9 protein-coding genes and 1 tRNA gene are annotated in these 12,867 nt (G+C 60.1%); all 10 read right to left on the bottom strand.

The window, feature by feature from the left end; translation table 11 throughout:
- Positions 1-159: 159 nt before the first annotated feature.
- The gene (rpoC, locus tag AC56LR_RS21310; RefSeq protein WP_497133439.1) at positions 160-4,413 is read right to left on the bottom strand and encodes a DNA-directed RNA polymerase subunit beta'; all 4,254 of its coding nucleotides are present in this window, start codon (positions 4,411-4,413) and stop codon (positions 160-162) included.
- A 227-nt stretch (positions 4,414-4,640) separates the two neighbouring features.
- Positions 4,641-8,750, bottom strand: coding sequence for a DNA-directed RNA polymerase subunit beta (gene rpoB / locus AC56LR_RS21305; RefSeq protein ID WP_497133437.1), 4,110 nt, complete (start codon positions 8,748-8,750; stop codon positions 4,641-4,643).
- A gap of 285 nt (positions 8,751-9,035) precedes the next feature.
- Positions 9,036-9,410 carry a 50S ribosomal protein L7/L12 gene (gene rplL / locus AC56LR_RS21300; RefSeq protein ID WP_497133435.1) on the bottom strand — a complete coding sequence of 125 codons (375 nt, stop codon included), beginning with the start codon at positions 9,408-9,410 and terminating at the stop codon, positions 9,036-9,038.
- 63 nt (positions 9,411-9,473) lie between these two features.
- The gene (rplJ, locus tag AC56LR_RS21295; protein ID WP_497133433.1) at positions 9,474-10,007 is read right to left on the bottom strand and encodes a 50S ribosomal protein L10; all 534 of its coding nucleotides are present in this window, start codon (positions 10,005-10,007) and stop codon (positions 9,474-9,476) included.
- 264 nt (positions 10,008-10,271) lie between these two features.
- A complete protein-coding gene (gene rplA, locus AC56LR_RS21290) occupies positions 10,272-10,967 on the bottom strand; it encodes a 50S ribosomal protein L1 (RefSeq protein ID WP_497133432.1) in 696 nt (231 codons plus the stop codon).
- Positions 10,967-11,398, bottom strand: a complete 432-nt coding sequence (gene rplK / locus AC56LR_RS21285; RefSeq protein ID WP_020653552.1) for a 50S ribosomal protein L11 — start codon at positions 11,396-11,398, stop codon at positions 10,967-10,969. Before rplK ends, rplA begins: the two co-directional genes overlap by 1 nt.
- Positions 11,399-11,507: 109 nt before the next feature.
- On the bottom strand, positions 11,508-12,143 hold the full coding sequence (nusG, locus tag AC56LR_RS21280) for a transcription termination/antitermination protein NusG (RefSeq protein ID WP_497133430.1): 636 nt from the start codon (positions 12,141-12,143) through the stop codon (positions 11,508-11,510).
- Complete coding sequence (gene secE, locus AC56LR_RS21275; RefSeq protein ID WP_171085303.1) at positions 12,143-12,532, bottom strand: preprotein translocase subunit SecE; 390 nt, start codon at positions 12,530-12,532, stop codon at positions 12,143-12,145. The genes nusG and secE overlap by 1 nt, the downstream gene beginning before the upstream one ends.
- A 36-nt stretch (positions 12,533-12,568) precedes the next feature.
- Positions 12,569-12,644, bottom strand: a tRNA-Trp gene (locus AC56LR_RS21270).
- Positions 12,645-12,746: 102 nt separating this feature from the next.
- Positions 12,747-12,867, bottom strand: a 121-nt coding sequence (locus tag AC56LR_RS21265; RefSeq protein WP_497131592.1) for an EF-Tu C-terminal domain-related protein, incomplete at its 5' end; no start/stop codon positions are given.

Below are 12,867 nucleotides of genomic sequence, written 5' to 3'. Positions count from 1 at the left end.
TTCCTCCCCACGGTCGGTCACCCTTCCGCAGTTGCGTTTCGCTTCGCTCACTGTGGTCAGCTCGCGACGGGACTTTCACCCGCAAGAGTGCGCCCATGCTGGGCGCACAAAAAAACGGCACCCTCAGGGTGCCGTCTTCATTTCAGCGAAGCTAAACGATTACTCGTCTTCGCCGTGATGCTGTTCAGCCGGAGCTGCCGCATTCTGCTGGTCTTCCATCGCCTGCAGTTCGGCAGCCATGTTGGCCTTCTCCTGCTGCAGCAGTGCCTGGCGCTCTTCCGCCTCCCACACTTCCTTCTCTTTCTTGGCGCGGTGGAATGCCAGGCCGGTGCCGCCAGGGATCAGGCGGCCGACGATGACGTTTTCCTTCAGGCCGCGCAGGCCGTCGCGCTTGCCCATGATCGCAGCTTCGGTCAGCACGCGGGTGGTTTCCTGGAACGATGCGGCCGAGATGAACGAATCGGTCGACAGCGATGCCTTGGTAATACCCAGCAGGACGTTCTCGTAGGTCGCTTGCAGTTTGCCTGCGGCTTCCATGCGGTCGTTCTCTTCCAGCAGTTCCGAACGCTCCACCTGCTCGCCGACGATGTAGTCGGTGTCGCCGGCTTCGACGATGGCCACGCGGCGCAGCATCTGGCGCACGATCACTTCGATGTGCTTGTCGTTGATCTTCACGCCCTGCAGACGGTAGACGTCCTGCACTTCGTCGACGATGTAACGTGCCAGCGCTTCGATACCCAGCAGGCGCAGGATGTCCTGCGGATCGGCCGGACCATCGACGATCATCTCGCCCTTGTTCACGACTTGACCATCGTGGACCAGCACTTGCTTGTCCTTGGTGATCAGGAACTCGTGCTTGTTGCCGTCCATGTCCGTGATTTCCAGACGCTGCTTGCCCTTGGTTTCTTTACCGAAGGCGACGGTACCGGTGACTTCGGCCAGCATGCCCGCGTCTTTCGGCGAACGTGCTTCAAACAGTTCGGCAACGCGTGGCAGACCACCGGTAATGTCGCGGGTCTTCTGCGATTCGGTCGGGATACGTGCCAGCACTTCACCCACCGAGACAGATTGACCGTCTTTCACCATGATCAGCGCGCCAACCTGGAAACCGATCGTCACGGCGTGTTCGGTGCCGGCGATCTTCACTTCCTGGCCTTCTTCGTTCAGCAGCTTGACCTGCGGACGCACAACCTTGCCTGCGGAACCACGGCGCTTCGGATCGATCGCGACCAGGGTCGACAGACCGGTCACTTCGTCGACCTGGCGAGCGACGGTGACGCCCTCTTCCACGTTCTCGAACTTGATCGTACCTGCGTACTCGGTAATGATCGGACGGGTCAGCGGATCCCAGGTTGCCAGGGCGGTGCCGGCCTTGACTGCCTGGCCATCCTTGACGATCAGGGTCGCGCCGTACGGCACCTTGTGACGCTCGCGCTCACGGCCGTGGTCGTCTGTGATCAGCACTTCGCCCGAACGGGTAATGACGATTTGCGCGCCCTTGCCGTTGGTGACGTAACGCATGGTCGCCGTGAAGCGGACCGTACCGTTCGACTTGGCTTCGACCGACGATGCCACTGCTGCACGCGATGCCGCACCACCGATGTGGAAGGTACGCATGGTCAGCTGGGTACCCGGCTCACCGATCGACTGTGCCGCCACGACGCCGACTGCTTCGCCGCTGTTGACCATCGAGCCGCGGCCCAGGTCGCGGCCGTAGCAGGATGCGCACAGGCCGTAGCGGGTGTCGCAGTTCAGCGGGGTGCGGACCTTGACTTCGTCGATGCCCAGACGCTCGATCTCTTCGACCATGTCTTCGTCCAGCAGCGTGCCGGCTTCGTACACGGTTTCCTGGGTTTCAGGATTGACGACATCGTTGCCCGTCACGCGGCCGAGGATACGGTCGCGCAGCGCTTCGATGACTTCACCGCCTTCGACCATCGCCTTCATGAAGGTGCCGTTGGTGGTGCCGCAATCGTCCTCGATGACCACCAGATCCTGGGTCACGTCGACCAGGCGGCGGGTCAGGTAACCCGAGTTTGCCGTCTTCAGCGCAGTGTCGGCCAGACCCTTACGGGCGCCGTGCGTCGAGATGAAGTACTGCAGAACGTTCAGGCCTTCGCGGAAGTTCGCGGTAATCGGCGTTTCGATAATCGAACCGTCCGGCTTGGCCATCAGGCCTCGCATACCAGCCAGCTGGCGAATCTGCGCTGCCGAACCGCGGGCGCCCGAGTCGGCCATCATGTAAATCGCGTTGAACGATTCCTGGGTGCCTTCGGTGCCGTCGCGGCGGGTGACCGGCTCGACTTTCAGCTGGTCCATCATCGCCTTGCCGACTTCATCGGAGGTCTTGCCCCAGATGTCGACGACCTTGTTGTAACGCTCGCCGGCGGTGACCAGACCCGAGCTGTACTGCTGCTCGATCTGCTTCACTTCCGCTTCGGCGGTCGCGATCATGCCCTTCTTGACGTCCGGGATCTTCATGTCGTCGACGGCGATCGAGATACCGGCGCGCGTTGCCAGGCGGAAGCCCGACTGCATCAGCTTGTCGGCGAACACGACGGTCGCACGCAGGCCGCACTTGCGGAACGACGTGTTGATCAGCTTCGAGATTTCCTTCTTCTTCAGCGAGCGGTTCAGCACGCTGAACGGCAGGCCCTTCGGCAGGATCTCGGACAGGATCGCACGGCCGACGGTGGTCTCGTAGCGCGTGACGGTGCGCTCGAATTCCTCGGTGCCGGCAACGCGTGGGAACTCGACGATACGCACGGTAATGCGGGTCGCCAGTTCCACTTCCTTGTTGTCGTACGCGCGGATGACTTCCGACACGTCCGGGAACATCATGCCCTCGCCCTTGGCGTTGATCGCCTCGCGGCTCGCGTAGTACAGACCCAGCACGATATCCTGGGACGGCACGATCGACGGCTCGCCGTTCGACGGGAACAGGATGTTGTTCGACGCCAGCATCAGCGTACGCGCTTCCATCTGCGCTTCGATCGACAGCGGGACGTGGACAGCCATCTGGTCACCGTCGAAGTCGGCGTTGAAGGCCGCGCAGACGAGTGGGTGCAGCTGGATGGCCTTGCCTTCGATCAGGACCGGCTCGAACGCCTGGATACCGAGACGGTGCAGGGTTGGTGCACGGTTCAGCATGACCGGGTGTTCCTTGATGACTTCTTCAAGGATGTCCCAGACCACTGGTTCCTGGATTTCGACCAGCTTCTTCGCCGCCTTGATGGTCGTTGCCAGACCCATCAGTTCGAGCTTGTTGAAGATGAACGGCTTGAACAGTTCCAGGGCCATCAGCTTCGGCAGGCCGCACTGGTGCAGTTTCAGCTGTGGACCGACCACGATGACCGAACGGCCCGAGTAGTCGACGCGCTTGCCCAGCAGGTTCTGACGGAAACGACCGCCCTTACCCTTGATCATTTCGGCCAGCGACTTCAGCGGACGCTTGTTGGCGCCGGTCATCGCTTTGCCGCGACGGCCGTTGTCCAGCAGCGAGTCGACCGCTTCCTGCAGCATGCGCTTTTCGTTACGCGTAATGATTTCCGGTGCGCGCAGTTCCATCAGGCGCTTCAGGCGGTTATTACGGTTGATGACGCGGCGGTACAGGTCGTTCAGGTCGGAGGTCGCGAAACGGCCGCCGTCCAGAGGGACGAGCGGACGCAGCTCCGGCGGCAGGACCGGGAGCACTTCCATGATCATCCAGTCAGGCTTGATGCCCGAACGCTGGAACGCCTCGAGCACTTTCAGGCGCTTGGCGTATTTCTTGATCTTGGCTTCCGATTTCGATTCTTTCAGCTCCACGCGCAGGGCTTCGGCATCGCGGTGGATGTCGATCGAGCGCAGCAGTTCACGGATGCCTTCGGCGCCCATGAATGCGGTGAAGTCGTCGCCGTACTCTTCGTACTTGGCGGCGTAGTCGTCTTCCGACATGATCTGCGACTTCTTCAGCGGGGTCATGCCAGGATCGGTCACGACATATGCTTCGAAGTACAGAACGCGTTCGATGTCCCGCAGCGTCATGTCCAGGACCATGCCCAGGCGCGACGGCAGCGACTTCAGGAACCAGATGTGCGCGGTTGGCGATGCCAGTTCGATGTGGCCCATGCGCTCACGGCGCACCTTGGCCAGCGTGACTTCGACGCCGCACTTCTCGCAGATGACGCCACGGTGCTTCAGGCGCTTGTACTTGCCGCACAGGCACTCGTAGTCCTTGATCGGGCCAAAGATCTTGGCGCAGAACAGGCCGTCGCGCTCTGGCTTGAAGGTACGGTAGTTGATGGTTTCCGGCTTCTTGACTTCGCCGAAGGACCACGAACGGATTTTTTCAGGCGACGCCAGGCCAATCTTGATGGCGTCGAAACTTTCGTTCGTCTGAACTTGCTTGAATAGATCGAGCAGTGCTTTCATTTATCACTCCAGGTGATTGAATTCTGTACTTGGTACAACTGCCGCCGGCTTCTCACTGATTTTCGCCAGTGCTTGCCGGGACCCCTACCCTTGAATGCGTCATCCCGGCGCAGGCCGGGATCCAAGTTTGCCAGTGAAATCACCGGGCTTAGGCCCCGGCCTGCGCCGGGGCGACGTTTCAAAGGCAGCAGGCCGGGCCCGAAGGCTGGCGGCCATGCTGGCCCTGCTTAGTTACGCTCGAGATCGATGTCGATACCCAGCGAACGGATTTCCTTCACCAGCACGTTGAACGATTCCGGCATGCCGGCGTCGATCACGTGGTCGCCCTTGACCAGGTTCTCGTACACCTTGGTGCGGCCGTTCACGTCATCGGACTTCACGGTCAGCATTTCCTGCAGCACGTAGGACGCGCCGTAGGCTTCCAGTGCCCACACCTCCATCTCACCGAAGCGCTGGCCGCCGAACTGGGCTTTACCGCCCAGTGGCTGCTGCGTGACGAGCGAGTATGGACCGGTCGAACGCGCGTGCATCTTGTCGTCCACCAGGTGGTGCAGCTTCAGCATGTGCATGAAGCCGACGGTGACCTTGCGCTCGAATGCTTCGCCGGTGCGGCCGTCGAACATCGTGACCTGGTTCTTCGACGGGGTCATGCCGAGATTTGCGGCGATGTCGTCCGGGAAGGCCAGGTCCAGCATGCGGCGGATTTCCGTTTCGTGGGCGCCGTCGAAGACCGGGGTCGCGAACGGCACGCCGTTCTTGAGGTTCTTCGCCAGGGTCAGGATTTCTTCATCGCTGAAGCTGTCCAGGTCTTCCTTGCGGCCGGTTTCGTTGTAGATCTGGCCCAGGAAGCCACGCAGTTCTTCCGCTTTCGCCGAAGCACGCAGCATGTCGCCGATACGCAGGCCCAGGCCCTTTGCCGCCCAACCGAGGTGGGTTTCCAGGATCTGGCCGACGTTCATACGCGACGGAACGCCCAGCGGGTTCAGCACGACGTCCGCAGGGGTGCCATCGGCCATGAACGGCATGTCTTCGACCGGCACGATACGCGAGACCACACCCTTGTTACCGTGGCGGCCTGCCATCTTGTCGCCCGACTGCAGGCGGCGCTTGACGGCCAGGTAGACCTTGACCATCTTCTGCACGCCAGGCTGCAGCTCGTCGCCTTGCGTGAGCTTCTTGCGCTTCTCTTCGAAGGCCAGGTCGAACTGGTGGCGCTTCTCGTTGATCGATTCCTTGATCGCTTCGAGTGCGTTCGCGGTGTCGTCGTCCGCAGGGCGGATGTCGAACCAGTGGAACTTGTCCAGATCTGCCAGGTATTCCTGGGTGATCGCGGCGCCCTTGGCCAGCTTCTTCGGACCGCCGTTGACGATCTTGCCGGTCAACATGCGCTCCAGACGCTGGAAGGCATCGCCTTCAACGATACGCATCTGGTCGTTCAGGTCCAGGCGATAGCGCTTGAGTTCATCGTCGATGATCTGCTGGGCGCGCTTGTCGCGCTGGATGCCTTCACGGGTGAAGACCTGGACGTCGATCACGGTGCCGATCATGCCCGATGGCACGCGCAGCGAGGTGTCTTTCACGTCCGACGCTTTTTCGCCGAAGATCGCGCGCAGCAGCTTTTCTTCCGGGGTCAGCTGGGTCTCGCCTTTCGGGGTGACCTTACCGACCAGCACGTCGCCAGCCTGCACTTCGGCGCCGATGTAGACGATGCCCGATTCATCCAGGCGCGCCAGCTGGTTTTCAGCCAGGTTCGAGATGTCGCGGGTGATTTCTTCCGCGCCGAGCTTGGTGTCGCGGGCGACGACCGACAGCTCTTCGATGTGGATCGAGGTGTAACGGTCGTCCTTGACGACGTTTTCCGAGATCAGGATCGAATCCTCGAAGTTCAGGCCGTTCCACGGCATGAACGCCACCAGCATGTTCTGGCCCAGGGCCAGTTCGCCCAGGTCGGTCGATGCGCCGTCGGCAATCACGTCGCCACGGGCAACGCGGTCGCCAACCTGCACGATCGGACGCTGGTTGATGTTGGTGTTCTGGTTCGAACGGGTGTACTTGATCAGGTTGTAGATGTCGACGCCGACTTCGCCTGCGGTTGCTTCGTCGTCGTTGACGCGAATCACCACACGGCCTGCATCGATGTAGTCCACGACGCCGCCACGCAGGGCCTGCACGGTGGTGCCCGAGTCGACCGCGACGGTGCGCTCGATGCCGGTACCGACGAAGGCTTTTTCAGGACGCAGGCAAGGCACGGCCTGGCGCTGCATGTTGGCGCCCATCAGTGCACGGTTCGCATCATCGTGTTCCAGGAACGGAATCAGCGAGGCTGCGACCGACACGATCTGGCCTGGAGCCACGTCCATGTACTGGATGCGCTCTGGCGAGACGAGGATGGTTTCGCCGGCTTCACGTGCCGACACCAGTTCGTCGACCAGCTGGCCTTCTTCATTGATCGCGGCGTTAGCCTGGGCAATGATGTAGCGGCCTTCTTCGATCGCCGACAGGTATTCGATCTTGTCGGTGACCTTGGAGCCGTCGACCTTGCGGTACGGGGTTTCCAGGAAGCCGTATTCGTTCAGGCGGGCGTACAGTGCCAGCGAGTTGATCAGGCCGATGTTCGGGCCTTCAGGCGTTTCGATCGGGCACACCCGGCCGTAGTGGGTCGGGTGCACGTCGCGCACCTCGAAGCCTGCACGTTCGCGGGTCAGACCGCCAGGGCCGAGAGCCGAGACGCGGCGCTTGTGGGTGACTTCCGACAGCGGGTTGGTCTGGTCCATGAACTGGGACAGCTGCGACGAACCGAAGAACTCGCGGATCGCGGCCGAGATCGGCTTGCTGTTGATCAGGTCATGCGGCATCAGGTTGTCCGCTTCGGCCTGGCCGAGGCGTTCCTTGACGGCGCGCTCAACGCGCACCAGGCCGGCGCGGAACTGGTTCTCAGCCAGTTCGCCGACGCAACGCACGCGGCGGTTACCCAGGTGATCGATGTCATCGACTTCGCCGCGGCCATTGCGCAGCTCGACGAGGATCTTGATCACGGCCAGGATGTCTTCGTTCGACATCGTCATGGCGCCGGTCAGTTCGTCACGGCCGATACGGCGGTTGAACTTCATGCGGCCGACAGCCGACAGGTCGTAGCGCTCAGGGCTGTAGAACAGGCCGTTGAACAGGGCTTCGACCGATTCTTCGGTTGGCGGTTCGCCAGGACGCATCATGCGGTAGATCGCCACGCGAGCGGCGGTCTGGTCGGCGGTGTCGTCGGTGCGCAGGGTCTGCGAGATGTAGCCGCCCTGGTCCAGGTCGTTCGTGTAGAGCGTCTGGATGTCGGTCACGCTCGAATCGCGCAGCTTGCCCAGCAGCTCTTCGGTCAGCTCGTCGTTGGCCACGGCGATGACTTCGCCGGTGTCCTGGTCGACGATGTTACGTGCCAGCACGCGGCCGAGCAGGTAGTCTTCAGGGACCGAGATGCTCTTGATGCCGGCAGCTTCGATGTCGCGCACATGCTTGGCATTGATGCGCTTGTCTTTCGTGACGATGGTCTTGCCCGACTTCGGATCGACGATGTCGAAGCGCGCGACTTCGCCGCGCAGGCGTTCGGACACGAACTCCAGCTCGCCGCCTTCATTGCGGAGGGTGAAATTGTCGAAGACGAAGAAGTTCGCCAGGATCTGCTCCGGCGTCATGCCGATGGCCTTCAGCAGGATCGTGACCGGCATCTTGCGGCGGCGGTCGACGCGGAAGAACAGGATGTCCTTCGGGTCGAACTCGAAGTCCAGCCACGAGCCGCGGTAAGGAATGATGCGTGCCGAGAACAGCAGCTTGCCCGAGGAGTGCGTCTTGCCGCGGTCGTGTTCGAAGAACACGCCTGGCGAGCGGTGCAGCTGCGAGACGATGACGCGTTCCGTGCCGTTGATCACGAACGAACCGTTCGTGGTCATCAGCGGCAGTTCGCCCATGTAGACTTCCTGCTCTTTCATTTCCTTCACGACCGGCTTGGTCGGCGATTCCTTGTCCAGAATCACCAGACGCACCTTGGCGCGCAGCGGCGAGGCGAAAGTCAGGCCGCGCTGCTGGCATTCTTTCACGTCAAACGCAGGATCGCCCAGCACATAAGAAAGGAACTCGAGGCGCGCAAAACCATTGTGCGACACGATAGGGAAGATGGAGCTGAAGGCGGACTGCAGGCCTTCGTTCTTGCGCACGGAGGGAACGGCATCCGCTTGCAGGAAATTCTCGTAGGATTCAAGCTGGGTAGCCAGAAGGTAGGGAACGTTGTGAACGTTGGCGCGCTTCGCGAACGACTTGCGAATGCGCTTCTTCTCAGTAAATGAGTAGTGCATGGACACTCCGTGAGTGACAGAAAGGATGAGAATTCAGGAATTGCCAGTGGTTGAAGCGCCACACGCAAGGCCTGAAGCCTCTGCTTTCCCGTCAGGTGAAAAAGGACGAGCTACTGCTGTGTTACGATATTTCCGTCTGCCGCCACTATTTGTTGCCGTACGACAGGTATTGCACACGTTTGCCGCAGGGACGACAAAAGAGCCAAAGCAGCACCACCTCCCTTTCGGCAGGTTTAGCAAGCTTTGACTCCCGCGTTGGGCACCGAAGTGCCCAATGCACATGTATTACTTCAGTTCAGCCTTGGCGCCAGCTTCTTCCAGCTTCTTCTTGGCGGCTTCAGCGTCAGCTTTAGGCATGGCTTCTTTCACGGTCTTTGGTGCACCGTCGACCACGTCTTTAGCTTCTTTCAGGCCCAGACCGGTGATTTCACGGACGGCTTTGATGACGCCGACCTTGTTCGCGCCGATTTCGGTCAGCACGACGTTGAATTCGGTCTGCTCTTCAGCAGCTGCTGCAGCAGCGCCGCCGCCAGCTGCCGGAGCTGCCATTGCAGCTGCCGACACGCCAAACTTCTCTTCGAAGGCCTTGACCAGTTCGTTCAGGTCCATGACGGACATTTCGCTCACTGCGTTCAGGATATCGTCTTTGCTAATTGCCATTTGAAACTCCAAATATGTTGTGTGTGTAGTTCAGGTTGGTACTTGAAAAAAAAGGCGCGGCTATTAAGCTGCTGCGGTTTCTTCGGTTGCTGCAGGAGCAGCTTCCGAACCTTCGCCTTTTTTCGCTGCCAGGGCAGCCAGACCACGTGCAAAGCCCGACACCGGAGCCAGCATCACGCCCAACAGCTGCGAGATGAGGACGTCACGCGACGGAATGCTTGCCAACGCGGTAACGCCAGCTACATCGAGCTGCTTACCTGCGTAGTTACCGGCTTTCACGACCAGCTTGTCGTTGGTTTTAGCGAAATCATTGATGATTTTCGCTGCAGCAACGGCATCGTCCGAGATCGAATAGATCAGCGGACCGGTCATGGAATCAGCCAGCGAGGCAAACTGCGTGCCTTCGACAGCGCGACGAGCCAGCGTGTTCTTCAGAACACGCAGGTAGACGCCCTGGGCACGTGCGGTTGCACGGAGCTTGGTCAAGTGAGCAACCTGGATGCCACGGTACTCAGCCACGACGATCGTTTGCGCGCTAGCTACTTTCGCGGAAACTTCTTCGACGACGACCTTTTTGTCATTCAGATTAAGACCCACGGTCAATCTCCTTAAATGATGGGAACAAAAGCGTTCACATCGGTTCGAACACGGCGTCCGAAGTTAAGAAGCCAATCTGACGCGGATAGATTCACGCAGCGTGGACTACAAAACTTGTTCGGGTACACCATCTGCGTTGGGTGGCCTATTAACCTCCTGCCTGCCTGCTGCATTCGGCCCAACGGTCTTTGATTGCCTGGCGAAGCGTTACCGCCTCACCAGCCCAAAGATGCGCTCCGCCATTTCTGGCGAAGACTGAATTTTTTAAGCAGCGATCGAAGCGTGGTCGACGCGCACGCCGGCGCCCATGGTCGACGAAATCGCGACCTTGCGCAGGTACACGCCCTTCGAGGTGGCTGGCTTGGCCTTGTTCAGGGCTTCGATCAGCGCAACCAGGTTCGACTTCAGCTGGTCGTCCGAGAACGACTTGCGGCCGATGGTAGCGTGGACGATACCAGCCTTGTCGGTACGGTACTGGACCTGACCGGCCTTGGCGTTCTTCACCGCGGTAGCGACGTCAGGGGTGACGGTGCCGACCTTCGGGTTAGGCATCAGGCCACGTGGACCCAGGATCTGGCCCAGGGTACCGACGATACGCATGGTGTCTGGCGAAGCGATCACGATGTCGAATGGCATGTTGCCGGCTTTGACCATCTCAGCCAGGTCTTCCATACCGACGATGTCGGCGCCGGCGGCTTTCGCAGCTTCGGCTTTTTCGCCCGATGCGAAGACAGCGACGCGCACGGTCTTGCCGGTGCCTGCTGGCAGGACGACCGAACCGCGGACCACTTGGTCCGACTTCTTCGGGTCCACGCCCAGCTGCACCGAGACGTCGATCGACTCGTTGAACTTGGCAGTTGCGAATTCCTTGACGATCGACAGAGCGTTGTCGAACGCGTAGACCTTGTTGCGGTCTACTTTAGCTTTCATTTCTTTGACGCGCTTGGACATCTTAGCCATTACACACCCTCCACCGTGATGCCCATCGAACGTGCCGAACCGGCGATGATACGCACTGCTGCGTCCATGTCGGCGGCGGTCAGGTCCGGCTGCTTGGTTTTTGCGATTTCTTCAGCCTGGGCACGGGTCAGCGTGCCAACCTTGTCGGTATGTGGCTTCGGCGAACCTTTGGTGATGCCAGCGGCTTTCTTGATCAGGTAGGTTGCCGGTGGGGTCTTCATCACGAAGGTGAAGGACTTGTCGGCGAACGCGGTGATCACGACTGGAATCGGCATGCCCGGCTCGAAACCCTGGGTCTGGGCGTTGAACGCCTTGCAGAATTCCATGATGTTCAGGCCGCGCTGACCCAGTGCTGGGCCGATCGGTGGGGATGGGTTTGCTTTACCAGCTGCGACTTGCAGCTTGATAAAACCAATAATCTTCTTGGCCATGGATGGCTCCTAAAATTGGCTTTGAGTAGTAGCGCCCCACCACTACTACTCTGGCGGGGCTCCTCTTACCGGATTCCGCCTTGCTGCTGCGACGCTCCGATTACTGCGTTTAAACTTTTTCCACTTGCCCGAACTCCAGTTCCACCGGAGTTGCGCGGCCGAAGATGGTGACAGACACACGCACCTTCGATTTTTCGTAATTCACTTCTTCGACGTTGCCGTTGAAGTCGGTGAACGGGCCCTCTTTGATCCGGACCTGCTCGCCCACTTCGTACAGCACTTTCGGCCGAGGCTTCTCGACGCCTTCCTGGACCTGCTGCATGATCTTGTCGATCTCGCGCGCCGGGATAGGGGTCGGCTTGTTGCTCTTGCCGCCGATGAAACCGGTCACTTTGCTGGTGTTCTTCACCAGGTGCCAGGTTTCGTCGGTCATTTCCATCTCGACCAGCACGTAGCCAGGGAAGAAGCGGCGCTCGGAAACGGCCTTGGTGCCGTTGCGCATTTCGACGACTTCTTCGGTCGGGACCAGGATCTGGCCGAACTGTTCTTGCATGCCGGCGCGCTCGATGCGCTCGGTCAGGGCGCGCATGACGCTCTTTTCCATACCGGAATAGACATGGACGACATACCAGCGCTTGTTGCTGACCGGGACACTCACCGGAGCTGCAGCGTCTTGTGGAATGCCGTCTGCCGGGACTTCACCCGGCACCGGATCGCCGGCCGCGTTGTCAACGTTATCGCTCATTAGTTTTTCCACCCCAGGACGACGTCGTACAACAGGAATTCGAGAACCTTATCCGTGCCCCACAGGAAAATAGCCGTCACGACCACGAAGGCAAACACGATGCCGGTGATCTGGGTGGCTTCCCGACGGGTCGGCCAAACGACCTTCTTGGTTTCACGCACCGACTCCTTGGCGAAGCTCAGGAAATCACGGCCGGTAGTGGAGGTCCACAAAAGCAGGACGGCAAAAACTAAACCAGCCAAGAGGGCGCCTGCGGCGACCAAGGCTGGTTTGTTCTGGCCTTTCAGGTAAAAGAACCCGACAACGCCTGCAATCGTGGCAACCACCGCCAGTGCGACCTTGAACTTGTCATTCGAGGTGCTGACAGTTTGCACGGATTGGTTCGACATACTTTTTTTACTTTCGGTGCCTGGCACCAGAATCGGTGGCAGGGGCGGAGGGAATCGAACCCGCGACCTTCGGTTTTGGAGACCGACGCTCTGCCAATTGAGCTACACCCCTACGAAAACTTCTCGCTGAATCCAGCATTATACAGCATGCGTTCGCAGCCTGACAATGCTGTTCGAGGGAAACGGTAAACCGTTTCCCTCTTACCTTGGCTTATTAGCCCAGGATCTTGGCAACCACGCCGGCGCCGACGGTACGGCCGCCTTCGCGGATAGCGAAACGCAGGCCTTCTTCCATCGCGATCGGGTTGATCAGCTTGACGGTGATCGACACGTTA

It is taken from the genome of Telluria sp. ZT3P39, from assembly GCF_059685935.1.
The sequence above is the reverse complement of the archived record's forward strand: the minus strand, read 5'-3'. Positions and strand labels throughout refer to the sequence as shown.